General features: G+C 60.2%; 21 protein-coding genes and 2 riboswitches. Of the genes, 7 read left to right on the top strand and 14 right to left on the bottom strand.

What is annotated here, in order from left to right; all coding sequences use genetic code 11:
• Positions 1-145 precede the first annotated feature (145 nt).
• The 5 genes from gcvP to gluQRS form a co-directional block, all read right to left on the bottom strand.
• On the bottom strand, positions 146-2,998 hold the full coding sequence (gene gcvP, locus NKT35_RS14120; protein ID WP_254293982.1) for an aminomethyl-transferring glycine dehydrogenase: 2,853 nt from the start codon (positions 2,996-2,998) through the stop codon (positions 146-148).
• Between the two features lie 92 nt (positions 2,999-3,090).
• Entirely contained in the window at positions 3,091-3,477 is a 387-nt protein-coding gene (gcvH, locus tag NKT35_RS14115) for a glycine cleavage system protein GcvH (protein WP_254293980.1), read from the bottom strand.
• Between the two features lie 57 nt (positions 3,478-3,534).
• Entirely contained in the window at positions 3,535-4,623 is a 1,089-nt protein-coding gene (gene gcvT / locus NKT35_RS14110) for a glycine cleavage system aminomethyltransferase GcvT (protein ID WP_254293978.1), read from the bottom strand.
• 42 nt (positions 4,624-4,665) lie between these two features.
• A riboswitch (glycine riboswitch) is annotated at positions 4,666-4,764 on the bottom strand.
• A 14-nt stretch (positions 4,765-4,778) separates the two neighbouring features.
• Positions 4,779-4,871: riboswitch (glycine riboswitch) on the bottom strand.
• Between the two features lie 175 nt (positions 4,872-5,046).
• A complete protein-coding gene (locus NKT35_RS14105; protein WP_254293976.1) occupies positions 5,047-6,330 on the bottom strand; it encodes an amino acid permease in 1,284 nt (427 codons plus the stop codon).
• Between the two features lie 349 nt (positions 6,331-6,679).
• On the bottom strand, positions 6,680-7,573 hold the full coding sequence (gene gluQRS, locus NKT35_RS14100; protein ID WP_254293975.1) for a tRNA glutamyl-Q(34) synthetase GluQRS: 894 nt from the start codon (positions 7,571-7,573) through the stop codon (positions 6,680-6,682).
• A 92-nt stretch (positions 7,574-7,665) separates the two neighbouring features.
• Between gluQRS and fdxA the strand changes: the two genes are divergently transcribed.
• Entirely contained in the window at positions 7,666-7,989 is a 324-nt protein-coding gene (fdxA, locus tag NKT35_RS14095) for a ferredoxin FdxA (protein WP_254293973.1), read from the top strand.
• Positions 7,990-8,049: 60 nt separating this feature from the next.
• Here the strand turns inward: fdxA and cheD are convergent, their stop codons facing one another.
• The 7 genes from cheD to NKT35_RS14055 all read right to left on the bottom strand — a co-directional run bounded on the left by cheD (position 8,050) and on the right by NKT35_RS14055 (position 17,584).
• Entirely contained in the window at positions 8,050-8,655 is a 606-nt protein-coding gene (gene cheD / locus NKT35_RS14090; protein ID WP_254293970.1) for a chemoreceptor glutamine deamidase CheD, read from the bottom strand.
• Complete coding sequence (locus NKT35_RS14085; protein ID WP_254293968.1) at positions 8,652-9,725, bottom strand: protein-glutamate methylesterase/protein-glutamine glutaminase; 1,074 nt, start codon at positions 9,723-9,725, stop codon at positions 8,652-8,654. Before NKT35_RS14085 ends, cheD begins: the two co-directional genes overlap by 4 nt.
• 3 nt (positions 9,726-9,728) lie before the next feature.
• Positions 9,729-10,574, bottom strand: a complete 846-nt coding sequence (locus tag NKT35_RS14080; RefSeq protein WP_254293966.1) for a CheR family methyltransferase — start codon at positions 10,572-10,574, stop codon at positions 9,729-9,731.
• Between the two features lie 100 nt (positions 10,575-10,674).
• Positions 10,675-14,325, bottom strand: coding sequence for a methyl-accepting chemotaxis protein (locus NKT35_RS24200; protein ID WP_371926351.1), 3,651 nt, complete (start codon positions 14,323-14,325; stop codon positions 10,675-10,677).
• A gap of 25 nt (positions 14,326-14,350) precedes the next feature.
• Positions 14,351-14,848 carry a chemotaxis protein CheW gene (locus NKT35_RS14065; protein WP_254293964.1) on the bottom strand — a complete coding sequence of 166 codons (498 nt, stop codon included), beginning with the start codon at positions 14,846-14,848 and terminating at the stop codon, positions 14,351-14,353.
• A gap of 18 nt (positions 14,849-14,866) precedes the next feature.
• On the bottom strand, positions 14,867-17,179 hold the full coding sequence (locus tag NKT35_RS14060; RefSeq protein ID WP_254293962.1) for a chemotaxis protein CheW: 2,313 nt from the start codon (positions 17,177-17,179) through the stop codon (positions 14,867-14,869).
• A 39-nt stretch (positions 17,180-17,218) separates the two neighbouring features.
• Positions 17,219-17,584: a response regulator gene (locus NKT35_RS14055; protein ID WP_254293960.1), complete on the bottom strand. Its 366-nt coding sequence runs from the start codon at positions 17,582-17,584 to the stop codon at positions 17,219-17,221.
• On the opposite strand from NKT35_RS14055, the gene NKT35_RS14050 reads away from it, so the two are divergent.
• Entirely contained in the window at positions 17,577-18,041 is a 465-nt protein-coding gene (locus NKT35_RS14050; protein ID WP_254293958.1) for a hypothetical protein, read from the top strand. The genes NKT35_RS14055 and NKT35_RS14050 overlap by 8 nt on opposite strands.
• 136 nt (positions 18,042-18,177) lie before the next feature.
• Here NKT35_RS14050 and NKT35_RS14045 read toward each other — a convergent pair whose 3' ends face one another.
• On the bottom strand, positions 18,178-18,495 hold the full coding sequence (locus NKT35_RS14045) for an STAS domain-containing protein (RefSeq protein ID WP_254293955.1): 318 nt from the start codon (positions 18,493-18,495) through the stop codon (positions 18,178-18,180).
• Positions 18,496-18,559: 64 nt separating this feature from the next.
• On the bottom strand, positions 18,560-19,717 hold the full coding sequence (locus tag NKT35_RS14040) for a sensor histidine kinase (RefSeq protein WP_254293954.1): 1,158 nt from the start codon (positions 19,715-19,717) through the stop codon (positions 18,560-18,562).
• A 177-nt stretch (positions 19,718-19,894) separates the two neighbouring features.
• Here NKT35_RS14040 and NKT35_RS14035 point away from each other — a divergent pair, with 177 nt between their 5' ends.
• Genes NKT35_RS14035 through NKT35_RS14015 form a run of 5 tightly spaced genes read left to right on the top strand, consistent with a single transcriptional unit; the run spans position 19,895 to position 25,036 of the window.
• On the top strand, positions 19,895-20,848 hold the full coding sequence (locus tag NKT35_RS14035) for a chemotaxis protein (protein ID WP_254293952.1): 954 nt from the start codon (positions 19,895-19,897) through the stop codon (positions 20,846-20,848).
• A gap of 40 nt (positions 20,849-20,888) precedes the next feature.
• Positions 20,889-21,830, top strand: coding sequence for a chemotaxis protein (locus NKT35_RS14030; RefSeq protein ID WP_254293950.1), 942 nt, complete (start codon positions 20,889-20,891; stop codon positions 21,828-21,830).
• 51 nt (positions 21,831-21,881) lie between these two features.
• Positions 21,882-22,277 carry a chemotaxis response regulator CheY gene (gene cheY, locus NKT35_RS14025; RefSeq protein ID WP_254293949.1) on the top strand — a complete coding sequence of 132 codons (396 nt, stop codon included), beginning with the start codon at positions 21,882-21,884 and terminating at the stop codon, positions 22,275-22,277.
• A gap of 44 nt (positions 22,278-22,321) precedes the next feature.
• The gene (gene cheZ / locus NKT35_RS14020) at positions 22,322-23,086 is read left to right on the top strand and encodes a protein phosphatase CheZ (RefSeq protein ID WP_254293947.1); all 765 of its coding nucleotides are present in this window, start codon (positions 22,322-22,324) and stop codon (positions 23,084-23,086) included.
• Between the two features lie 42 nt (positions 23,087-23,128).
• Positions 23,129-25,036, top strand: a complete 1,908-nt coding sequence (locus NKT35_RS14015) for a chemotaxis protein CheA (protein WP_254293945.1) — start codon at positions 23,129-23,131, stop codon at positions 25,034-25,036.
• Positions 25,037-25,051 lie beyond the last annotated feature (15 nt).

Raw genomic sequence — 25,051 nt, 5'->3', positions numbered from 1 at the left:
AATTAGTCATAGTTCTGGTCAGAACAGATAACTACTTAGTTGTTCTTACCTAGTATTTGTACGTAATCATTCACGAGTCATGAAAAACCCCTCCGGCTTAACGCAAGGAGGGGTTTAAACTGCATTGAAAATGCTGCAGGTCTGTTTACATATAGCTATCCGTGCTCGGGCAGCTGCACACCACGTTGCGGTCGCCGTAGACATCGTCGATGCGGTTCACGCTCGGCCAGAATTTGTTTTCCAGCACGTAAGGCAGCGGGAACAGGCCTTGCTCGCGGCTGTACGGACGGTTCCAGTCGCCGGCGATGTCAGCCTTGCTGTGCGGCGCGTTGCAAAGCGGATTGTTGTCCGCCGGCCACACGCCGTTCTGCACCTGGTCGATCTCGGCGCGGATGGCGGCCATCGCGGCAATGAAGCGGTCCAGCTCGGCCTTGGGCTCGGACTCGGTCGGCTCGATCATCAGCGTGCCCGGCACCGGGAAGCTCATGGTCGGCGCGTGGAAACCGTAGTCCATCAGCCGCTTGGCCACGTCCACTTCGGTCACGCCGGAGGCGGCCTTCAGCGGGCGCAGGTCGATGATGCACTCGTGGGCGACGCGGCCGTTGGCGCCGGTGTACAGCACCGGGAAGTGTTCGCCCAGACGGGTGGCCAGGTAGTTGGCCGACAGCAGCGCGTTCTCGGTGGCTTGCTTCATGCCCTCCGCGCCCATCATCGCGATATACATATACGAGATCGGCAAGATGGAAGCGGAGCCGAACGGCGCGGCGGATACCGCGGTCTGGCCCTCCACTGCGCCCGGCACCGAAGCCACCACGTGATTGGCCATGAACGGCGCCAGGTGGGCCTTCAGGCCGATCGGGCCCATGCCCGGTCCGCCGCCGCCGTGCGGAATGCAGAAGGTCTTGTGCAGGTTCATGTGCGACACGTCGGCGCCGATGTCGGCCGGACGGGTCAGGCCCACTTGGGCGTTGAGGTTGGCGCCGTCCATATACACCTGGCCGCCGTGGGCGTGGACGATCTCGCAGATCTGCTTGATGCCCTGCTCGAACACGCCGTGGGTGGACGGATAGGTGATCATCAGCGCGGCCAGATTGGCCGCGTGCTGCTCGGCCTTGGCCTTCAGGTCCGCCACATCCACGTTGCCGGCCTCGTCGCACTTCACCACCACCACCTGCATATTCATCATCTGCGCGGTGGCCGGGTTGGTGCCATGCGCCGACTGCGGGATCAGGCAGATGTCGCGGTGGCCTTCGCCGCGCGACTCATGGTAGCGGCTGATGGCCAACAGGCCCGCGTATTCGCCCTGGGCGCCGGAGTTCGGCTGCATGGAGATGGCGTCGAAGCCGGTAATCGCCTTCAGCTGGGTCTGCAGGCCTTCGATCAGCTGCAGATAGCCGACCGTCTGCTCGCGCGGCGCGAACGGGTGCATATTGGCGAATTCCGGCCAGGTGATCGGAATCATCTCGCTGGTGGCGTTCAGCTTCATGGTGCAGCTGCCCAGCGAGATCATCGAGTGGTTCATCGCCAGGTCGCGGTTTTCCAGCTTCTTCATATAGCGCAGCATCTCGTGCTCGCTATGGTGGGTGTTGAACACCGGATGGGTCAGGATGGCCGATTCGCGCTTGAGCGCGGCCGGGATCGCATCCTGGGCGGCAGCGTCCAAAGCGGCGATGTCGGCTGGCTTGCCGGTGAACAGCTCGATCAGCTTGGCCAGATCCGCTTCGGTCGCTGCCTCATGGAAGGCCACACCCAGCACGGTCTTGCCGGCGCGGCGCAGGTTGTAGCCCGCGGCCAGCGCGGCCGCGTAGATGGCGTCGGCCTTGGGCGCGTCCACTTGCACGGTGTCGAAGAAGCGATCGAACACCAGTTTGCCGCCTGCGCTTTGCACGGCATGGGCGAAGATGGCGGCCAGACGGTGGATGCGGGCGGCGATGCGCTGCACGCCCTCCGCGCCGTGGTAGACGGCGTACAGGCCGGCGATATTGGCCAGCAGCACCTGGCTGGTGCAGATGTTGGAATTGGCCTTTTCGCGGCGGATGTGCTGCTCGCGGGTCTGCAGCGCCATACGCAGCGCGGTCTTGCCCTTGGCGTCGATGGACACGCCGATGATGCGGCCCGGCGCCGAGCGCTTCATCTCGTCCTTGAAGGCAAAGTAAGCCGCGTGCGGGCCGCCGAAGCCCATCGGCACGCCGAAGCGCTGGGTATTGCCCAGCGCGATGTCGGCGCCCATTTCCGCCGGCGACTTCAGCGCCACCAGCGCCATCACGTCGGCGGCGACGGCGACCACGCCGCCCTTGGCCTTGATCGCGGCGATGTGCGGGGTCAGGTCGATCAGATCGCCGGCCTCGCCCGGATACTGGAACAGCGCGCCGAAGTAGTCGCCGTTGCCGGCCTCTTCCGGATGGCCGGACACCAGTTCGAAGCCGAAGTATTTGGCGCGGGTCTTCATCACGTCCAGCGTCTGCGGCAGCACACGGCTGTCAACGAAGAAGCGGACGGACTTGGACTTGGACACGCGCTTGGCCATCGCCATCGCCTCGGCGGCGGCAGTAGCTTCATCCAACAGCGAGGCGTTGGCTATTTCCAGGCCGGTCAGGTCGATGACCATCTGCTGGAAGTTCAGCAGCGCTTCCAGCCGGCCCTGGGCGATCTCGGCCTGGTACGGGGTATAGGCGGTGTACCAGCCCGGATTTTCCAGCACATTGCGCAGGATGACGGTGGGCGTCAGCACCGGGTAGTAACCCAGGCCGATGAAAGACTTGTTGACCACGTTCTTGGAGGCGACGGCCTTCAAGGCGGCCAGCGCCTCGGCCTCCGGCTGCGGCGAGGGCAGCTCCAGAGGGCGGTTCAGGCGGATGTCGGCCGGCAGGGTCTGGTCGACCAGGGCGTCGATGGACGGCGCGCCGACGGAGGCCAGCATCTCGGCGCGCTCGGCGTCGGACGGCCCGATGTGGCGGGCGATGAATTCGTGGCGGTTGAAGAGTTCGGTGAGCGACATGCTTGGGACTTTCTTCGTTGCGGCGGCCTGCGCGAGGCCGCGCCGGAAAAAACAACGCCCCGGCGTCTGGCGACGGCGGGGCGGTCAGGCTATCAGGCGCCGATTTCCTTGGCGTAGGCGGCGGCGTCCATCAGGCCGTCCAGATCCGCGGCGTTGGCCGGCTTGATCTTGAAGAACCAGCCGTCGCTATACGGATCGGTGTTGGCCAGTTCCGGTTCGCCTTCCAGCTCTTCGTTGACGGCCAGCACTTCGCCGGCAATCGGACAGTAGACGTCGGAAGCGGCCTTCACCGACTCCACCACGCCAGCCTGCTCGTCGCGGGCCAGGGTCGCGCCCACCTTCGGCAGTTCGACGAAGACGATGTCGCCCAGCAGTTCCTGCGCGTGCGCGGTGATGCCCACGGTCACGGAGCCGTCGGCTTCCAGGCGCAGCCATTCATGGCTTTCAACGTATTTCAGTTCGGCGGGGATGTTGCTCATCTCGGTTTCTCCAGTCGTAGCTATGATCGGGGATGGCGGCGCGATGCGCCTGCCGGTTTATTCGAATACTTTCTTGCCGTTGCGCACGAAGGGCATCTTCACTACGCGCACATCGGTCAGCGTGCCGCGCAGGTCCACTTGGGCGGTCGCGCCGGTAGCGGCCGGCACGCGGGCGATGGCGATGGAGTGCTTCAGCGTGGGCGAGAAGGTGCCGCTGGTGATCACGCCTTCGCCCACTCCCTCCACCACCACCTTCAAGCCTTCGCGCAGCACGCCGCGGCCTTCCAGCACCAGGCCCACCTGCTTCATCTTCACGCCGGCGGCCTTTTGCGCTTCCAGCGCTTCGCGGCCGTTGAATTTGCGATCCGCCTGCTCCCAGGCGATAGTCCAGCCCATGCCCGCTTCCAGCGGCGACACGGTTTCGTCCATGTCGTGGCCGTACAGATTCATGCCGGCTTCCAGGCGCAGCGTGTCGCGCGCGCCCAGGCCGATAGGGGCGACGCCCACGGCTTGCAATTGATTGAAGAAGGCAATGGTCTGATCGGCCGGGACCATGATTTCCAGTCCGTCTTCGCCGGTGTAGCCGGTGCGGGCGTAGAACCACTGATCTTGCGGCAGGCCCTGGAACACTTTCAGCGCGCGGATGGCTTCGGCCAACTCAGGCTTGACGGCGCAAACCTTGTCTATGGCTTGCGGGCCTTGCACCGCCAGCATGGCCAGGTCGCGGCGCACTTGCAGCGTCACGTCGAAGCCCGCCTTCTGGCTTTCCATCCAGGCCAGGTCTTTTTCGGTGGTGCCGGCATTGACCACCATGCGGTAGCCGTAGGAAGTGAGGTAGACGATCAGGTCATCGACGACGGTGCCTTCCGGCGTCAACATGCCGGAATACAGCGCCTTGCCCTCGAAACCGAGCTTGGCCACGTCGTTGGCGATCAGTTTTTGCAGCCAGGCCTTGGCGCCGGAACCGGTGATGTCGATCACCGTCATGTGGGAGACGTCGAACATGCCGGCGTCGCTGCGGACGATTTCGTGCTCTTTCAGCTGGGAACCGTAATGGATGGGCATTTCCCAACCGGCGAAATCGACCATCTTGGCGCCGGCGGCGATATGGGCATCAAACAGCGGAGTACGTTTCGGGGCCGTCATGGCGCGGTTCCTTCAGAGTCAAGTGTGGATAGCCTGTTTCAACCACACCCCTCTGTCCCTGCACCTGAGATTTTCCGGCCGGATCGGCCGTTAGCCCCTTCGGTGGACGCCGCGCGGGCGCCGCTCTCCAGATTGCGCGAACCGGCAGCCGCCGGCCCGATGATACAGTCCTTTTGCCTGAGCGATTAGCGGGTGCGCTTGCGCCTTCGGCGGCGGCAGTGACAGCCGCTCTCTCCTGTATGACCCGGCGATTATGGTGGCCTTCTCCCCGCCTTGGCAAGCCGAGTTTATTTCGATGTCAAACAGTCGCCAAAAATGTTTTCCTATGAAAAAAATCGCGCAAATTCATCAATAAATTCCATTCGAAAACGAAAAAAGCGCAGGCTTTCGCTCTGCGCTTTCTCATTCCGCATCCGGGCAAAATCACTGCGCCGAGTGCCTCTCCTTGATCTGCCACACATAAATCGGCAGCCCCAGCAGCAAGAGCAGCATGCCCCACATCACGATGTCAGCGCCGGAGCCATACAAGGCCCACAAGGAGTAAACGAAGCCGATGCCTGCGAAGAAGCCGGGCGCGACATAATCCTTGGCCGTGAACTCCTTGCCGCGCATCAGCATGATGGCGATCAGCGCCATCGAGCAGAACGCATAGGGCAGCAGCGTGGTGGCGGTGGCAAGCAGGATGATGAATTCGAAAATCTTCACCCCGCTATCGCCGCCGGCGTACTTCATCGCCATCAAAATGGTGACCAGCGTGCTGGACAACACCAGGCCGAAGATGGGCACGCCCGCCGCGTTGCGCTGATTGAAACGGCTGGGGAACAGTTTGTCCTTGGCCGCCGCGGCCGGCACATGCGCCTGCATCAGGCTCCAGCCGTTGAGCGCGCCAAAGCAGGACACCACCGCGCCGAAACCTACCGCCCAATAGCCCCAATCGCCCCACATCAACTTGGCTGCGTCGGCGAACGGCGCTTGCGACGCGGCCAGCATGTCGGCCGGCATCAACCCCATCAGCGAGATAGTGGACAAAATGTAGAGCACGGTCGCCAGCAAGGCGCCGATCACCGTCGCGCGCGGGATGGTTTTTTCCGGCTCCACCACATCGCCCGCCGGCACCGATGCCGACTCCAGGCCCAAGAAGGCCCACAAAGTCAGCGCCATGGTGGCGGACAGAGAGGACAACAGCGGCTTGCCATGCGGATTGAAGGCCAGATTGTCGGTGTTCATATGAAAGAAGCCGATGAAGGTGACGGCCGCCAAAGGCAGCAGCTTCAGCAGCGTAGTCACCACCGCCACCACGCCGGAGCTGTGCGCGCCGCGGCTGTTGATCCAGGTGACGATCCAGATCAGGCTGATGGCGAAGCCGCCAGCCAAGAATTCGTTATGGCCCAAGATGGGGAAGAAAACCTGCATATAGCTGGTGGCCGCCACTGCCAGCGCGGCATTGCCGGCCCACAAAGCAATCCAGTAGCCCCAAGCGATCCAGAAACCGGCGAAGTCGCCGAAACCGGCGTGGATATAGGCATACGGCCCGCCTTCGCGCGGCAGAATGGCGGACAGGCGGGCAAACACCAGCGCCAGACAGATCGCGCCGCAGGAGGTCAGCAGCCAGCCCAACATGGAGATGCCGCCAAACGGCGCCAGCGAGGCCGGCAGCAAAAATACGCCGGAACCTATCATATTGCCCACTACCAGGGCGGTGCACATCCAGACTCCGAGCGAGCCTTTCTTTTGGATGGAATTGTTTTCGCTCAAACCTGTATCTCCGTTGAGGCCGAAAGCATCCCGCGCAGGCTGAAAACAGGCTGCGTCAAACAATGCGAACAAGAGGAAACAACCGCATGGGTCGAGATGAGCCGTTGGCTTTAACCATAGCCAAATCAGGGAATATCGGCAGAACTGAATCCGCCAAAACGCTCGCCATCTCGCCGCCGCGCCGGAAAAAAGCGCGCATTAGAACATACTTTTGACGTAAAAACATGTCGCATTCGCTATTTTTTTAAAATAAATCGCCGCGACATCAGTCACTTATGTCAAAAAAATAAAAACATTGGCATTACAACGGCGCCAGCAAGGGGCCGCGCGGCACGCGAGATAAAGACCAGCGCTGTCGCGCCCAAAGCCATAGCTCGTCCAGGCTGCCGCACTCAACGGGAGCCTCATGCCCGAGCAGCGCCAGAGCGGCGCGCAATTGCCGGGCGGCGTCGCCCGTTGAAATCGCCGGAGCCAGCGTCTGTTTCGACAATTTTTCTCCTGCTCCATTGGTCAATACCGGCAAGTGGCAGTAGCTGGGCGGCTCAAGGCCCAGCGCATCGTATACGGCCAGTTGCCTGGGCGTGGATACCAATAGATCGGCGCCGCGCACGATATCGCTGACGCCCTGTTCGGCGTCATCCACCACCACCGCCAGTTGATAGGCCCAGAAGCCATCGGCGCGCAGCAAGACGAAATCGCCGATATCGCTCGCCAGATTCTGGCTGTATTCGCCCTGCAAGCGGTCCGGCAAGGTCGTAAGCCTGGCATTGACCCGCAATCGCCATGCCCGGCCCTCTCGGCCATCCGGGCAGCCATGGCGGCACGTGCCGGGATAGACATAACCATCCAGCCCGCGCTTGGCCGCCGCGGCGATCTCCTTGCGCGTGCAGGCGCAAGCATAGGCCTTGCCGTTCTCAATCAGCTGCTTCAAGGCATCGCGATACAAATGATGGCGGCGGCTCTGATACGCCACCTCGCCATCCCACTCGAAGCCAAACGCTTCCAGCGTCTTCAGGATGGAGTCGGCGGCGCCCGGCACCTCGCGCGGCGGATCCAGGTCTTCCATTCTGAGCAGCCATTCGCCCCCCTGGCTTCGGGCTTCCAGATAACTGCCGACGGCGGTGCTGAGCGAGCCCGCGTGCAACAGGCCGGTGGGACTGGGCGCGAAACGGCCCCGATAGTTGGATTTGGACATCAAACTTGGACAGGTAGGCTACAGGGAATGGGATTTGCCGCTAAAATATCAATCATAAAGAACCATGATCGAGTTTCACGAAGGATACATCAATGGCGTACGTTGTAACCGATGCCTGTATCAAATGCAAATACACGGACTGCGTCGAAGTCTGCCCGGTCGACTGCTTCCGCGAAGGCCCCAACTTTCTGGCGATTGATCCGGAAGAATGCATAGATTGTTCGCTTTGCGTAGCGGAATGCCCGGTCGGCGCCATCTATCCCGAAGACGATGTGCCCAAGGGACAGGAGCATTTCATTCCCTTGAACGCAGAACTCGCCAAGAACTGGCCCAGCATCAGCAATCGCATAGACCCGCCAGCCGACCATGCGGACTGGGCCGAAGTGAAAGATAAACTGCCCTATCTCGAACGCTGATCGCGGCCCGCGGGGTTTCAACTCAGATACAGGCGGCGTCCCAGGATGCCGCCTGTTGTTTTAAATGAACAGATCGATGCTGCCGGTCTTGTCGCCTTCGCGCTGGTCCACAATGCGGCCGCGGTACGGCATTTCTTGCTTGACGGCCGTGCTGTTGCGCTTGAGCTTTTTGATCAGCACCTTGCCGGTATTGGTGAAGAAATAAACCTTGCGCGCGCAATCGCCCAACAAGTCTTCGGCCAGGATGGGTATCTTTTCATTGGCCAGATAGCCGCGAATAAAATTGGTATTGCGTTCGCCTATATTCACCACTGTCATGCCGTCCAGCACATTGCCGGCGCCGAATATTTTGGCTTCCAAGCGGTTGCGCATCGCGCCCAGCTTTTGCATATCGGTAATCAGCAGCTCCATCGCATTGACGCCGAATCGCGCGGCGGAAGTGCCCGCGCCCAGGTCCAGCGAGCCCTCTGGCAATAAAAAGTGGTTCATCCCGCACACCCCCGACACCCGGTCGCTCAAGCAGACCGCGACGCACGATCCCAGCAAGGTGACCAACATGCGCGGCTGATTGGTGGCGTGGAATTCGCCGGGAAAGACTTTGACCGCCATGATCTGGAAATGCTTGTCAAAATACTGGTGACCATTGGCCATGTCAGCATGATTCATGTAATCGCCCTTTCTGCATGACTTTGCAGGCACTCGACAACCTTGGCCGCCAACTTGCTCAGCGGATGGACGTGCATCACCGCGCCGACTTTCGCCGCCTCCCTTGGCATGCCATAAACCACGCAACTGGCCTCATCCTGGCCGAAGGTGGTCGCTCCGGCGTTACGCATTCTCAACAAGCCTTCCGAGCCGTCTTTTCCCATCCCGGTCAAGATGACGCCAATCGCGTTTTTTCGCAGATATTGGGCCGCCGAGTCGAACAAGGGGTCCACTGCCGGCCGGTGTCGATTCACCAGCTCGCCTTGGTCCAAGATGATCAGATACCCCGTCGGCCCGCCCGGCCGCACCCGCATATGCGAACTTCCCGGCGCGATGTAAGCCACGCCAGCTTTGACAGGTTCGCCATCCTCGGCCTCTTTCACCTGCATCGGACACAGGCTGTTCAGCCTTCCGGCGAACGTGAAGGTAAAGTGCTCTGGCATATGCTGCACGATCAGAATGGGCGGGCTATCCGCCGGCATGCCCATCAGGAAGTCCTTGATCGCCTCGGTGCCGCCGGTGGAGGCGCCGACAAACACCAGCATGTTTTTTTTCAATCCGGTGGCGCTGCGGCTGCTGGGCAGCGGCGGCGGCTGTTTGAAACGCATGGGCTGGCGCAAACGCGCCTCGGCGACCACGCGCAGCTTCTCCCGGATCTCTTCGGCATACTCCTGCATGCGCCGCGTTACGTCATCGCTTGGTTTATGAACAAAATCCACCGCGCCGATTTCCAGCGCCGTCAGCGTGGTTTCTGAGCCTGACTCGGTCAAGGAGGAAATCATCAACACCGGCGTCGGTTTCAAGCGCATCAAGCGCCGCAGGAACTCCACGCCATCCATCCTCGGCATTTCCACATCCAGCGTCACTACATCGGGATTGGTCTCGCGTATCCTTTCCCGCGCGATGATGGGGTCGGAAGCGGTGGCCACCACCTCCATGTCCGGCGCCTCATTGATGATGCTGGTCAGCAGATTGCGGATCAACGCAGAATCGTCCACGACTACCACGCGTATTTTCTTCCTAGCGGTCATGTCCTACTCCTGCAATTCAGGATGCGCCAGCTTGTAGGCGGTACGGCCGCAAGCGACATACGCATCGGTCAAATGCACGATGTTTTCCGAGTGTCCCAATAGCAGCAATCCATTCGGTTTCAGACACTTTGCCATTTTGGCCAGAATTTCGGACTGGGTGGATTTGTCAAAATAAATCAGGACATTGCGGCAGAAAATCACATCGAACTGGCCGATATCCGGCCAATTTGGCGCAATCAGGTTAAATTGGAAAAAAATCAAAGCATCCCGTACCGTCTTTTTCAATCTGACCTTGCCCGCATTCGTTCCCGCGCCCTTATCGAAATAGCGGCGCAGCAACTGGGGCGAGACTTTTTCCACTCGTTCCTGGTTGTAAACGCCCAAGGCGGCATGATTCAACACATTGGTGTCGATGTCGGATGCCACCAGCTCGAAAGAGCCGCCGCTCATCTCGCGCCAAACGTCCAGCAACGTGATGGCGATGGAGTAAGGCTCCTCGCCGGTCGACGAGGCGGAGCTCCACACCCGGAAAATCTCTCCCGGTTTTTTTTGCATGCACGCATGCTCGCGCAGAATATCGAAATGATGCGATTCGCGGAAAAACGAGGTCAGATTGGTGGTCAAGGCGTTGATGAAGCTCTGCCATTCCGCCGTCTGCTGATCGCCTTCCAGCATGTCCAGATAATCGGCGAAGCTGCGCAAGCCGCTCGAGCGCACCCGCTTGGCCAGGCGCGCGTACGCCATATGGGTCTTGGATTCATTCAGCGAAATTCCGACCCGCTGATAGATCATGTCCCGCACGCGCCTGAAATCGCTATGTGTGAACTTGAGCTCGGTGTCCTGCGCCATGCTTCTCTTTCCTCGCGCTTCTCGCCAAATGCCAGCCACTCTTCGTCGTGTTCAGGCCACGTCAAAGAGCGGCCCCTTCACTTCACTCGCCCGTCGTGGCTCAGAACTCCTCCCAAGTCCCTTCGCCCGAGTCGCCCTGCGGCCTGATCGGCTCTATCGCTTTGGGCTTCACCTGATAACTGCCCACATGATTGCCAGTCCGGCTGGCCAAAGAGGCGGCCACCGGCTGTCCTCCGCCATGAGACGCGTGCGAGCTGGCAGGCGACGCCGCATAGCCTGCCGGGGATGGCTTCGCCGCCGGCGGTTTGGCATGCGTCAGCCTCTCGTCCAGCTTGAACACCGCGACCGCATCGGACAGATAGCGCGCCTGCTCCTCCAGCGATTCCGCCGCTGCCGCGGCCTCCTCCACCAAGGCGGCATTCTTCTGGGTGTTTTCGTCCATCTGCGTCACGGCCAAATTCACCTGTTCGATGCCTGAGCTCTGCTCCACCGAGGCGGCGGAGATGTCGCTCATGATGTCGGCCACGCGACGGATAGAGATCACGATTTCGTTCATGGTGCGGCCCGCCTCGTCCACCAGACGGCTTCCCGACTCCACCTTGTCCACCGAATTGCCTATCAGCGACTTGATTTCCTTGGCCGCCCCCGCCGAACGCTGCGCCAGATTGCGCACCTCGCTCGCGACCACCGCGAAGCCCCGCCCCTGCTCTCCCGCCCGCGCGGCCTCCACTGCGGCGTTCAATGCCAGAATATTGGTCTGGAAAGCGATGCCGTCTATCACGCTGATGATGTCGACGATCTTCTTGGCGCTTTCGTTGATCTCGTTCATCGTCGACACCACATCGCCCACTACCTTGCCGCCGCGCGCGGCGATATCGGACGCCCCGGTGGCGAGCGAGTTGGCTTTCTTGGCGTTCTCGGCGTTCTGCCGCACGGTGCTGGTGATCTCCTCCATGCTTGACGCGGTTTCTTCCAGGCTGGCTGCCTGCTGCTCGGTTCGGCTGGACAGGTTGGAATTGCCGGCGGCGATTTCCTTGGACGCGGTATTGATCGAATCGGTGGAGACCTTGATATTGCCGACGATTTCCTTCAAGCGCTCCACCGTGGCGTTGGTGTCCGTTTTCAGCTGCCCGAACAAGCCTTGGTAATCCGCGCTTATCGTCTTGGTCAAATCGCCCTTGGCCAAGGAGCTCAATACGCTGGCGATATCGCTCAGCCCCTGGCTGGTTACGCCGAGCAATTGGTTGATGCCATCGCCCAGCAGCTTGAAGAAGCCCTGCTTGCCGTCCACATCGATGCGCTTGCCGAACTCGCCGGAGGACGCCGCCTTGACGATTTCCGATACCTCATGCTCGATCTGGACCTCCGCGGTGCGATCCTTCCACTCCACCACCGATCCCAGCCGCTCGCCGTCGACGCTAAAGACCGGATTGGCGACCAAGGAGAAGGTGCGGCCGGCTACCGCGATTTCCGCGCGATAGGTCGCGCGCATATTCGCCAGCAACTCGCGCTGATGCGCTGGGTTTTTGTGGAACTCGTCCATCGTCGCGCCAATCAACTTCCGCACGTCGAAGTTGGGCAACGCCTTGCGCAGATCCGATTCCGCGCCGCGCAGCATGTCGGTCACGCTGTGGTTCATGTAGATGATCTTGCGCTCGTTGTCGGCGATCATCACATTGGTGGTGCAGTTGTCCAAAGCGCTGCGGATGCGCGCGTTTTCGCTTGCGACGCGGCGCTCCTCGGCCGCCTGGGCTTCGCGCTCCGCCTGGCGGCGCAGGTTCTCGGTATTGTCCAGCCACTCCACCACCGCGCCCAAGCGCTCGCCCTTGATGCCGAAGATCGGCGACAGGATCAGGTTGAAGGTGCGGCCGCCCACCTCGATGGAGGAGCGATGCACCTCCTTGACCTGCTGCAGCAAACCGTGCTGATAGGAAGGGGTTTTATGGAAGGCGTCTATTTTGCTGCCCAACAACTCCCCGGCGGAGAAGCGCGGAATATCCTTGCGGATATCCGCTTCCGCATTGCGGAACATAGTCATCACCGAATGATTGGTATAGATGATTTGATGGTTCTCATCGGCGATCATCACATTGGTGGTGCACACATCCAAGGCATTGCGGATGCGCGCGTTTTCCGCCGCCACCTTGCGTTCTTGCACGACGCGGGCTTCCGATTCAGCCTCCAGCCGCAGCATTTCGGTATTGTCCTGCCACTCCACCACCGCCCCCAGCCGCTCGCCCTTGGCGCCCAGGATAGGCGACAAGATCAAGCCGAAAGTGCGTCCGCCGACAACGATGGACGAGCGATGGGTATCGCGGACCTGGGCCAGCAAGCCCTGTTGGTAACTGGGATTCTTGTGGAAATCATCGATGCGCGAACCCAGCAACGCAGCCGAATTGAAACGGGGAATATCGCGGCGGATATCGGCCTCGGCATTGCGGAACATGCTCAACACCGACTGGTTGACGTAAATGATCTGATGATTCTCGTCGGCGATCATCACATTGGTGGTGCACACGTCCAAAGCGCTGCGGATGCGGGCGTTTTCCGCCGCGGCGCGGCGATCGGCGGCCTGTTTGGCCTCTTCGGCCGCTTTCTGCGCCAGCGCGCGGGTCGCGTCCACCCACTCGACGACGGAGCCCAGCTTTCGATTCTGATTATCCAAAATCGGCGTCAAGACCAGGTCAAAGGTTCGCCCGCCCACTTCGATAGAGCTGCGATGCGTGCCTCTCACCTGCTGGAGCAGATTGCGCTGATACGAGGGATTGCGGTGGAAGTTGTCTATGCTGCTGCCCAAAATCGCCCTTGCCGAAAACTGCGGCAGATCCTGGCGGATGTCCGACTCGGCCTGTTGGAACATATCCAGCACCGCCCGGTTGGCGTAGACCACTTGATGCTCTTCATCCGCGATCATCACATTGGTGGTGCAGGAATCCAATGCGCTGCGGACCCGCAGGTTCTCCAGCGATCGATTGACCGCCTCCTGCAGAAAAGCGAAGGCGCTGCGATGATCTCCATCCCGCACGCGGAATTCAGTCTTCACCTCGCCGTTGGCCAGCTCCTTCAGCACAGCCGCCAGCACCTGCGGATCGCCGCCCAGCAATCTTTCATGAGAGCGCGCCAAGGTCCAGATCAAGAACAGCGCCAACACCAGCAAACCGCCGCCGAAACCGTACAGCTCATTGCCGCCGAAGGCATCCGGCGCGCCGGCCGCCTGCGCCATCTTCAAAGACTGCTCGCTCTCATAGCGGGCATACTGGCCCACGGCCTCCTGATACTTGGCCGCGCCCGTCCACAGCGTGGACTGGGCATAGGAGCGCGCTTCGTCTCCCCGCCCTGCCGACAACAATTGGCGATATGCGGTTAATTGATTGCGAAAGGCCGCGTCCAAATTGCGCGCGGCATCCAACACCGGCTTGCCTTCGCTGGAGACATGGGCGGAAAGCGCGTTCAGCTTGCCCGTCAACGCTTCCAGTGAAACATCCAGCTGGGGCTGGACGGCGCGAGACTGCGCCGGATCCGCCATGGCCTGGACTGCGCCGACCTGGCGCAGTAATTGGCCGGCAGCCTCCTGGGCGGCGCTGGCCTGCGCCAGCTGGCTGATTTGCATGCCCGATCCGGAGGAGAACTGCAGCACCTCCCCCTGCAAACGGCCAAGTTGCGCCTGCGCCAGGTACAGCACCGCCGCGGTAGCAGCCACCAGCAGCCCGAAGCCAAGGGTTAGCTGGTGTTTGAACTTCATATCGCTCATCTTGCCTCTCCCCATGGTTCGGGCATCAAACTCGCGCCGCAACGGCGGTCAATGCCATTTCGTCGCTACCCATCAATCGTTCAATATCGACGATGATGATCATCTGCTCGTCTATCGTTCCCAGCCCTTCGATATAAGCGGTGTCCACCGTCGAGCCGAATTCCGGCGGCGCGCGCATCGAGTCTTTATCCAACTGGATGACATCCGATACGCCGTCCACCACGATGCCTACGGTTCGCTTGCTGACGTTCAGGATGATCACCACCGTGAATTCGTTGTAAACCGGCTCCCCTAATCCAAACTTGAGCCTCAGGTCGACAATGGGCACGATGCTGCCGCGCAGATTGATCACGCCCTTGATGAACTCCGGCGCGTTGGCGATGCGCGTCACCGTGTCGTAGCCGCGAATTTCCTGAACCTTCAGGATATCGATGCCGTATTCCTCGCACCCCAGCGTAAACACCAGCAGCTCCCTGGCCGCCACATCCCGAGCCAGGTTTTCGTTCAAGCCTTCCACTTGCATGCCCGTCTCCCAAACGCCTTATTCGAGGGATACCGCCGCCTGCTGCGCGACTACCTGCCCGCCTCTGGAACTATTGCTGCGCGCGATCATTGAGATATCCAGAATCAACGCCACCTGGCCATCGCCCAGGATGGTCGCGCCCGACAGGCCATCCACTTTGCGGTAATTGGTTTCCAGATTTTTCACCACGAACTGCTGCTGGCCGATCAGGTCGTCCACCAAGAGCGCGACCCGGGACTCCGACGACTCGACAATCACCAAAATGCCTTCGCTCGCATTGGTCTTGGCGGATTCGACGCTGAAATACCGGCCCAGCGCGATGATGGGAAGATACTCGCCGCGGATATGCACCACCTCGCCGCGCCCGGCCACGGTCTTGATCTCGCGCCCTTCGGGTTGCAGCGACTCCAGGATGAAGCCGAGCGGCATCACGTATATCTCCTGCCCCACCCGCACCGACATGCCATCCATGATCGCCAGCGTCAGCGGCAGGCGGATGCTCATCGTGGTGCCGACATCGACCATAGAATCGATTTCAATGCGGCCGCCCATGTTCTGGATATTGCGCTTGACCACGTCCATGCCGACGCCGCGGCCCGAGACATCGGTCACCTCCGCCGCGGTGGAGAAGCCGGCCTCGAAAATCAGCCCCCACACTTCCTGATCGGAAATCGCGTCATGCACCGCCATGCCCCGCTCGCGCGCTTTGGCCAGGATGCTCTCCCGGTTGAGGCCGGCGCCGTCGTCACTGACTTCGATCACGATGCTGCCTCCCTGATGAAAGGCGCGCAGCGTCAGCCTGCCGGTCGGCGATTTGCCCTTGGCTCGTCTCGCCTCAGGCGATTCGATGCCATGGTCCAGGCTGTTGCGGACCAGATGCGTCAAGGGATCAGAGAGTTTTTCGATGAAGCCTTTGTCCAGCTCGGTGTTCTCGCCCACCATTTTGAGTTCGACCTGCTTGCCCAGGCGGGTCGCCAGGTCGCGCACCACGCGCGGAAACCGGTTGAACACGAAGGCGATAGGCGTCATGCGGATCGACATCACTGCTTCCTGCAACTCGCGCGAATTGCGTTGCAAGGAGCTGATGCCGTTGAGCAGGCGCTCATGCTCCACCGGATCCAGCCCGCTGCCTGACTGCATCAGCATCGATTGCGTAATGACCAGCTCGCCCACCAAATTAAGCAGCAGGTCGACCTTTTCAATATTCACCCGAATGGAATTCTCGCCCGCGGATGCCGCGGCGCCGGCTTTTTCCTCAGGTTTGCTCGCAGCGGCTGGGGCGGCGCCCGGGGCCGCGGCGCCAGCCTCGCGCTTGGCAGTGGCAGGCGCCGCTACGCCTACTCCAACGCCAGGAGCCTGGGCGTAAAGACCGAATCCATCGCCCTCCTCATCCGCGGCCGGCGCCGCGGCGATGGGCTCGAACAAGCCGAAACTGCCATCCTTCTCGAGATGGGCGAACCCTTCGGCCGACCCTTCCGGCGGAGCCGAGGCGATCGGCTCGAACAAACCGAAACTTCCATCCAGCTCCATCTGCTTGAGCGGATCGTCCGGCAGCGGCTCGAACAAACCAAAAGAGCCGTCGTCCTCCAAGGCCCCGGCAGAATCGTGCGGTTGCGCCTCGACGCTGTCTCCCGGCAGAAAGAACCCATAGTCTTCGCCTTCTTCGCTGCCGTGGTCCACGCAGAGGCGAAATTGATCGGGAGCCAGTGTGAATGCCAGGGACTCGGCGACTTCGTCCGCGCTCAAGCCGGAAGTGAAAACTGCGACCCAGGGCAGCTGCTCCGCCGCCACGCCATCTTGCACGATGGTCAAATCGCCGTGCGCGGCCAGGGCATCCAGAACCTGGCGCATATCCACGCCATCCACTGGGGCCAGTTCGACGAACAAGGTCCATATCGTGTCAGGCTGCGCTGCAGATACCGGATCAGGCTCCGGAATCTTAGGCTCCTCGGAAGCGCCGCTTTCGATCTCGACCAAGCGCTGCTTGATGTCCGCCACCGCCGCCGCGTCGACGGAAGGCCCGCCCTTGTGCGCGCCCAACATCCCTTGCAGCGCGTCCTTGGCCTGCAGGAAAACATCCACCATGGGCGCGGTCAGCGCCATGCTCCGCTTGCGCACGCGATCCAGCAGATTTTCCAGCACATGGGTCAGGTCGGCCATGTCTGAAAAGCCGAATGTAGCGGCGCCGCCCTTGATCGAATGGGCGGCGCGGAAGACGGCGTTCAGGTCTTCCGATTCCGGACAATTGACATCCATCGCCAGCAACAGCGATTCCATGGTGGCCAGGTGCTCGTCCGTCTCATCGAAGAACACCTGGTGGAATTGCGACATATCGATCGCCACAATCGTCCCCCCGTAGCGATGATGAGCTTAACCGACCAGGCGCTTGACGACGTCGAGCAGCTTTTGCGGATCAAACGGTTTGACCAGCCAGCCCGAAGCGCCAGCGGCCCGCCCCAGCGCCTTCATCTGGTCGCTGGATTCCGTGGTGAGCATCAAAATGGGAGTGGAGGAGTACGAGGCCTGCTTGCGCAAGGAGCGGATCAGGGTCAAGCCATCCATTCCCGGCATGTTCTGGTCGGTCAGCACCAGATCAAACTGAGCGCCTTGCGCCTTGCTCAAACCCGCATTGCCGTCCACCGCCTCAGCGACTTCGTAGCCCGCGCTTTTCAGGGTGAAACTCACCATCTGACGAATCGATGCCGAATCGTCCACCGTAAGAATTTTCTTGGACATGGCCTTCCCGCTATCGAATGTTTCCAGTCAAATCGACCGCCGCCTTCTGGCTATTGCCGCCAAGACAGGCTGGTCCAACCGAACTCCCCCAACTCATGCGACGGCTGAAGCTGCCGGTTTGAAATGGATCAAAACCAAGCAGACCGTCATTTGCGGAGACGACTATATCGGGATAGCACATCGGAACATTCTTGCCATCCGGCAAACTATCGAGAATCTGTCGATTGAAAGGGAAAGGACGGCAATATTTGGGGGAAATCTTCCGCTGCGCAGGCTAAAAACGCGCGCATCATCCAGCCGCAAGCGTTCATTTCACGCCGCGCGGATAAACACGAGACTGATTTGTTTTGATCATCCAAGAAGCGCCCCATCAATCATTAATGGAGACTCAATCGCATTCAGGAATGCGCGCGCGCGAATGCTTGAAACCTTGCGCCGCGCGGCCCCATGCCGGTGAGGCCAATTAAGAAAACCTCACAGACAGCGCATTGATTTCATTGCGAAATCCAGCGCTACGCATGCGCATCGACAGGCATGAACAAGGCGAAGCGCAGCCGCCCCGAATTACGGCGGCCGCCATTCAAACTTGACCGCTATTGCGTCGCCGAGCGGATGGTGAACATCTTGTTGAAGCAGGCGATTTCAAACACCTGCATCACGGCCTCATGGCAATTGATCAGAATCATCGATTTCTTTTGCCCGGCCGCTCGCTCTTTCAACAGCAGCAACATGCCTAAAGCGGAGCTGTCCAGAAACGGCACCTGATCAAAATCGACATGAATCTCCTGCACGGCGCCATTATCCAAAAGCTCCTGGCTCGCCTGCCGGAAATCCTTGTGCAGATTGAAGTCGAACTGACCTATCAACTTCATCAAGCCGACATTCCCCTCGACACTCACAATCGGTTTCATCACTGTTCCTCGGCTTTCTTCAGCATTGACATTTCACGCGGCTGAAAGCGGACTCTCACCGCCCTTAAGCGCCACGCGTCGGCAACTGCAATTCGAAACAGGCCCCACCCGCCGGCTTGTTGTAACAGCGCACCCCACCGCCCAACTCATCCGCCACTTTCTTGACGATGGCCAAGCCCAAGCCCGTGCCGCCTGAGCGCATCGTAAAGAAAGGCTCGAATATCCTTTCCATCGCATCATCGGGAACGCCGGGGCCGCTGTCCTCGACGGTGAAGACCGCCCAGCCCTCGCTCGCCGTCAGCGCCGCTCCTATCCTTCCGCCGCGCGGCGTAAATTGCAACGCGTTTTCCAGCAGATTGGTGAGCGCGCCTTGCAGGGCTTTGCGGTCTATCATCACCTTTATGGCAGATGTATCCAACAGATTGCAATCCAAAACCACGCCTTTATCCTGGCACTGCGGCGCCAACACCTGGCAAACCTCCTCCAGCAACAGACCCGGATCCGAAGGCTCCAAGGAGGAAACCTGCCCTCTCACATAGCCCAGCATATTCTGCATCAAGCCTTCCAGCGCCCGCATTCTAGCCAGGCTTTTTTCGACAAAGCGCGCGCGGTCTTCCGCCCTTGGAATATCTTGCTTCAGATTGGCGGTATACAACATCGCGCTCGCCAAAGGCGTGCGCAGCTGATGCGCCAGCGCGGCGGCCATGCTGCCCATCTCCGCCAGTTTCTGCTGGCTTGCCAGCTCGCCAGTCAGTTGGTGCAGCCGGGTCACATCGTGGATCAAGACGATCCGCCCGCCCGATGCCGGCAGCTCCTGGTATTGCAGCGTCAGCCGCCGAGCGCCCTCAGGCTGCGGCAAGGCATAGGTATCGTCGACGTCGGACCTTGACAGCATTCCCGACAACGCCTGCCAGTCGGCCCCCGCCTGGCAGCCTGGCAGCATTTCCGCCGCCGCCAGGTTGGCGACCACCACCCGCCCCTCCACCGACAACTCCACCACCCCCGCGGGCAACACCTGCAGCAACAAAGCGAGTCTTTCCGCCAACGCGGCATTTTCATCTCGCTGCTTGCGCAACTGGTTGTTTGCCTCGTCCAACTGGGCATTCAATACATTGACTTGAACCTCAAGTTGCCTATACGCATCAATGAGTTGCCCTGAAACCGCATTGAACTGTTCGAATGCCGCTTCCAGCTGTTGCTGATCATTCAGGCTTGAAACCATAGTCGACGTCGCTTCACTGTCATTTGTAAAAACCACTTAAACGGTATGATAATGACCAACTTACGGTGAGCCAACTTGCGCCAGACATGGCCGCAAGCAAAAAAAACCGGGAAAAACTCATATCTGGCGTATAAAGGGTAGTAGTGCGCCATTCGAAAAGATGCTGCGGAGGTTTCTGTGTCAGAGCTTCTCAAAAAAATCGACGCCAGAACCAAACTGGCCGGCACCAACAAGCTGGAAATCCTATTGTTCTCCTTGGGGCATGATCAGCGTACGGGTCGCAAGGAAATATTTGGTATCAATGTATTCAAGGTGCGCGAGGTGATGCGCACGCCGGAAATCACCTCCGCCCCGGAAATGCCATCCTCCGTGGAAGGCATGGTCAGCCTGCGCGGCGCGCTGGTGCCGGTGATTGATCTGGCCAAGTATGCGGGCATTGTCACCAGCAATCGCCCGGAAATCATGATCGTCACCGAATACAACGGCCACACGCAAGGCTTTCTGGTCGAGGCGGTGGACACCATCCTTCGTCTGGATTGGTCCGCCATGCGCGTGCCGCCCGACATGATCACCAATCGCATGGCGGGTCTGGTGACTGCCGTCACCGAGCTCGACAACGGCACGCTGGTCATGATGATGGACGTGGAAAAGGTGTTGGCGGAAACCAGCATCATCGACGACGGCCACAGTTTCATCAATATCGAACCGGTCAAGGAAGAGCGGCGCATCTTCTTCGCCGACGACAGCGCGGTAGCCCGCAAGCAGATCGAACGCACGCTTGAAGCGATGAATATTCGCTACACCTACGCCATCAACGGCATGCGCGGCTGGGAAGATCTGCAAAAAATGGCCCAACAGTCTGAAGCCGCCGGACGCAAGCTGTCCGACGAGCTGCACCTGGTGCTGACCGACGTGGAAATGCCCGAGATGGACGGCTATATGCTGACCAAGATGATCAAGAGCGATCCGCGTTTCGCCGGCATCCCCGTGCTGATGCACTCGTCGCTGTCCGGCTCGTCCAATCAAAAACTGGGCGAATCGGTCGGCGTGGACTCGTATGTTTCGAAATTTGAACCGCAGAAGCTCGCCAGCAAGCTGCGCCAGATGCTGAAACTGGAACCCAGCAACTAAAAACGGTTATCTCAAAGTTTTCAAGGGACAGGATCAAGACATGCCTAGCACTGACGCCTCCTTGCTTGCCAGTGTGGACGCCCGGACCAAGCTCGCCGGCTCCAACAAAATGGAGATTCTGCTGTTCTCGCTGGGAACGCGTGAGACTTTCGGCATCAATGTTTTCAAGGTGCGCGAAGTCTCGCAGACGCCGGCCATCACCAAGACGCCCAATATGCCGTTCGGGGTCGAGGGAGTGCTGTCGTTGCGCGGCAATATCATCCCGGTCATCTCGCTGGCCAAGTTCATCGGCCGAGAGAACAGCGGCAGCAAATTCGACACCATGATCGTCACCGAATTCAACAAGAGCACCCAGGCTTTTCTGGTGGACTCGGTGGATCGCATCATCCGGGTGGATTGGGACAAGGTGCGCGCGCCTGAAAACATCATGGCGGCGGCCGGCACCAATCAGAATCTGATCACGGCGATCACTGAGCTGGATAACGGCAAGCTGGTATCCATTCTGGACGTGGAGCAGATCCTGGCCAGCGTGGTGGGCGAACCGCGCCTGCCGGACGTGCCGACCGCGCAGCTGGAATCGGATCAGTACATATTCTTCGTCGACGACTCGGTGGTGGCCCGCAAGGAGATCACCGGCGTGCTGGAGAAAATGGGCATCAAGTTCCAGCAGGCCACCAATGGCCGCGAAGCCTGGGACCGCTTGCAAGTGCTGGCGGGCCGGAATTGGGCGGAAGGCGAATGCCTGCACGACTATCTGAAGATCATCCTGGTCGATGCCGAAATGCCGGAAATGGATGGTTATGTATTGACCAAATTGATTAAATCGGATCAGCGCTTCAAAGGCATTCCGGTGATCATGCACTCCTCGCTGTCCTCCAACGCCAACCGGGCGATGGGCTCCAGCGTAGGCGTGGACTCTTATGTCGCGAAGTTCGATCCGGGCGTTCTGGCAGAAACTTTGATTCCATTCCTGCAAAGGTAATCGCTACAATGTGCGCCTTGAAGGAACATAGATAATTCAGGATATACCTCGATGTCAGACAAGAATATGCGATTCCTGGTAGTGGACGACTTCTCCACCATGCGAAGAATCGTCCGCAACCTGCTGAAAGAGCTGGGCTTCACCAACGTCGATGAAGCCGAGGACGGCCAAGTCGCGCTGCACAAGCTCAAGACCCAGCATTTTGACTTTGTCGTTTCCGACTGGAATATGCCCAATATGACGGGCATTGAACTACTCAAGGCCGTACGGGCGGATCCTCAGTTGAAGCATCTCCCGTTCATGATGGTGACGGCTGAAGCGAAGCGTGAAAACATCATCGAAGCCGCCATGGCAGGCGCCAGCGGCTATATCGTGAAGCCCTTCACTGCCGCCACCATGGAAGAGAAGATGAACAAGATCTTCCAGAACATGAACAAGCCAGCCTGAGCATCCAACAAGACTGCCCGCGTCAGCATTGAGGAGGAAAGATCGTGCCCGACCATATTTTGGAGAACGGTGATTCGCCGGAGCTGGAAGCTCTGTTCGAAACCATCGCCCGTCAGCAACAGGATGAATCCGCAGCCGAGACGACGGCTGCCCCCGCGCAAACGGCAGAATCGGAACCCACCGCCTTTAACTTGGGCGAGGCCACGCCTTCCTCGATGTATGAGCATATCGGCCAGATGACACGCAAGATGCACGACGCCCTGCGCGACCTGGGCTATGACAAGTCTCTGGAAAGAGTGGCGGAAACCATCCCCGATGCGAAGGATCGCTTGTCTTACATCGCCACGCTGACGGAAAACTCCGCCGAGCGCGTGCTGAATGCGACCGATATCGCCAAACCCTTCCAGGACAAACTGGAAAGCGAGGCGCAGGCGCTGAGCGAGCGCTGGGAAAAATTGTACGCCAATTTATTGAGCGTGGAAGAGTTCAAGCGTCTGGCCGAGGAAACGCGGCAATACCTGAAAGATGTGCCGAATCAGACGCAGGCGACCAATACGCAACTGCTGGAAATCGTAATGGCCCAGGATTTTCAGGATTTGACCGGCCAAGTCATCAAGAAAATGATGGGCATGGTCAAGATTCTGGAAACCGAACTGGTCAACTTCTTGATCGAGTTCTCGCCAAACGAGAAAAAAGGCGAACTCAGCAATAATTTGCTCAACGGACCAGTCATCAATCCGGAAGGCAAAACCGACGTGGTTACCAGCCAGCAGCAAGTGGACGACCTGCTGGAAAGCCTGGGTTTCTAACAGCAACGCAAGCAAGACAACGCACGACGCGTGGGGTGAAAAATGAGCGAATTTGGCGGCATGGAAGAGTTGCTTCAGGATTTCCTGATGGAGTCCACCGACCTTCTGTCCGACGTGGACAACAAATTGGTCGAGCTGGAAAAACGCCCGGAAGACAAGGCTTTGCTCAATGACATCTTCCGCGGCTTCCATACCATCAAGGGCGGCGCCGGCTTCCTCAATGTCATCCCTATGGTGAATCTGTGCCACCGCACGGAAAACCTGTTCGACAAGCTGCGCAACGGCGAAATGCACATCACCCCGGAAGTGATGGACGTCATTCTGGACGCCACCGGCATCGTGCGCGACATGTTCGGCACGCTGGGACAAGGCCTGATGCCCGGCGACGCGGACGCTCGCGTCCTGGCCGCGCTGGACGCAGCGCTTGCCGGCGAAACGCCGACGATGGAAGCCGCTCAGCCGGCCCCGGCGCCCAGCGCGCCAGAGCCTGCCGCAGCGGCCGCAGGCGGCCCGGATTGGAATCAACTGTATCAAGCCGTCGCGCCATCCGCATCGGCCCCGCAAGCCGCAGCGCCCAGCGCGCCTGCAGCTCCGCAACAAGCGCCCGCTGCGGCGCCGGCCCCTGCCGCAACCGCGCCGGCTCCGGCCCCGGCTGCGCCGCCGGTTCCCGCCAAGGCCGCCGCGCCCAAGCCTGCGCCGGCCAAACCAGCCGGCGGCGGCGGCCCTGTGGCCAGCGGTCCTCAGGAAAACACCATCCGTATCGACACGGTGCGCCTGGACATGGTGCTGAACCTGTCCGGCGAAATCGGCCTGACCAAGAACAGGCTGACCACGCTGCGCACCGAGATCCTGCAGGGCAACCGCGACACCAACACCTTGCGTTCGCTGGACGAGGCGATCAGCCAGCTGGACCTGTTGGTCGGCGACCTGCAGAACGCGGTGATGAAAACCCGCATGCAGCCGATCGGCCGCCTGTTCCAGAAATATCCGCGCTTGGCGCGCGACCTGGCCCGCCAACTGGGCAAGGAAGTGGAACTGGTGTTGTCCGGCGAGGAAACCGAACTCGACAAGACCATGATCGAGGATCTGAACGATCCGCTGGTCCACTTGGTTCGCAACGCGGTAGACCACGGCATCGAGTCGCCGGAAGAGCGCATCGCTTCCGGCAAAAAACCGCAGGCCTTGGTGCAACTGACCGCCGAGCAGGTAGGCGACCACATCCTGATCGAAATCACCGACGACGGCAAAGGCATGAATCCCGACGCCTTGCGCCGCAAAGCGATCGAAAAGGGCCTGATCGACACCGAGACCGCCAATTCGCTGGATGAAAAGCAGTGCCTGCAGCTGATCTTCCTGCCGGGCTTCTCCACCAAGGACCAGATCTCCAGCGTATCCGGCCGCGGCGTCGGCATGGACGTGGTCCGCACCAATATCCAGAAGCTCAACGGCCGCATCGACATCAACTCGGTAGCCGGCGAAGGCACCCGCATCAGCATCTCGCTGCCGCTGACCCTCGCCATCCTGCCGGTGCTGGTGGTGCGCGCCTGCAATCAGCCCTTCGCCGTTCCGCTGGCCATGGTGCGCGAAATCATCACCATCGACAGCGGCGCCATTCAAGAGGTATCCGGCAAGCCCACCATCGTGGTCCGCGACGAAATCCTGCCGCTGAAAACGCTGGCCGGCTTGTTGGGATGGGAGCCGACGCAAAAACCGTACTTCGGCGTGCTGATGCAGTCCGCTGAAAAGTCTTTCATTCTGGCCATCGACTCCTTCGTCGGACGCGACGATGTGGTGATCAAGCCGCTGCAGAACATCCGCCCCAAGGGCGTGGCCGGCGCCACGCTGTCCGGCGATGGCTCCGTGGTGCTGGTGCTCGACATGGAAGACTTGCTCACCTCCAGCGAAAACAGCAACGCCATTGTGCGGACGGCGGACGTGATCGCCACCTAACTTCAAGGCGCAAGC

The sequence above is a fragment of the Chromobacterium sp. IIBBL 290-4 genome (assembly GCF_024207115.1).
Classification (GTDB): Bacteria; Pseudomonadota; Gammaproteobacteria; order Burkholderiales; family Chromobacteriaceae; genus Chromobacterium.
This window is presented reverse-complemented; position numbering and strand designations above follow the sequence as displayed.

Bases quoted from the DNA above. Each gene is read 5' to 3' on its own strand.
- gcvP (WP_254293982.1), bottom strand. From the start codon at position 2,998: ATGTCGCTCACCGAACTCTTCAACCGCCACGAATTCATCGCCCGCCAC.
- gcvH (WP_254293980.1), bottom strand. From the start codon at position 3,477: ATGAGCAACATCCCCGCCGAACTGAAATACGTTGAAAGCCATGAATGG.
- gcvT (WP_254293978.1), bottom strand. From the start codon at position 4,623: ATGACGGCCCCGAAACGTACTCCGCTGTTTGATGCCCATATCGCCGCC.
- NKT35_RS14105 (WP_254293976.1), bottom strand. From the start codon at position 6,330: ATGTGCACCGCCCTGGTAGTGGGCAATATGATAGGTTCCGGCGTATTT.
- gluQRS (WP_254293975.1), bottom strand. From the start codon at position 7,573: ATGTCCAAATCCAACTATCGGGGCCGTTTCGCGCCCAGTCCCACCGGC.
- fdxA (WP_254293973.1), top strand. From the start codon at position 7,666: ATGGCGTACGTTGTAACCGATGCCTGTATCAAATGCAAATACACGGAC.
- cheD (WP_254293970.1), bottom strand. From the start codon at position 8,655: ATGAATCATGCTGACATGGCCAATGGTCACCAGTATTTTGACAAGCAT.
- NKT35_RS14085 (WP_254293968.1), bottom strand. From the start codon at position 9,725: ATGACCGCTAGGAAGAAAATACGCGTGGTAGTCGTGGACGATTCTGCG.
- NKT35_RS14080 (WP_254293966.1), bottom strand. From the start codon at position 10,574: ATGGCGCAGGACACCGAGCTCAAGTTCACACATAGCGATTTCAGGCGC.
- NKT35_RS24200 (WP_371926351.1), bottom strand. From the start codon at position 14,325: ATGAGCGATATGAAGTTCAAACACCAGCTAACCCTTGGCTTCGGGCTG.
- NKT35_RS14065 (WP_254293964.1), bottom strand. From the start codon at position 14,848: ATGCAAGTGGAAGGCTTGAACGAAAACCTGGCTCGGGATGTGGCGGCC.
- NKT35_RS14060 (WP_254293962.1), bottom strand. From the start codon at position 17,179: ATGTCGCAATTCCACCAGGTGTTCTTCGATGAGACGGACGAGCACCTG.
- NKT35_RS14055 (WP_254293960.1), bottom strand. From the start codon at position 17,584: ATGTCCAAGAAAATTCTTACGGTGGACGATTCGGCATCGATTCGTCAG.
- NKT35_RS14045 (WP_254293955.1), bottom strand. From the start codon at position 18,495: ATGAAACCGATTGTGAGTGTCGAGGGGAATGTCGGCTTGATGAAGTTG.
- NKT35_RS14040 (WP_254293954.1), bottom strand. From the start codon at position 19,717: ATGGTTTCAAGCCTGAATGATCAGCAACAGCTGGAAGCGGCATTCGAA.
- NKT35_RS14030 (WP_254293950.1), top strand. From the start codon at position 20,889: ATGCCTAGCACTGACGCCTCCTTGCTTGCCAGTGTGGACGCCCGGACC.
- cheY (WP_254293949.1), top strand. From the start codon at position 21,882: ATGTCAGACAAGAATATGCGATTCCTGGTAGTGGACGACTTCTCCACC.
- NKT35_RS14015 (WP_254293945.1), top strand. From the start codon at position 23,129: ATGAGCGAATTTGGCGGCATGGAAGAGTTGCTTCAGGATTTCCTGATG.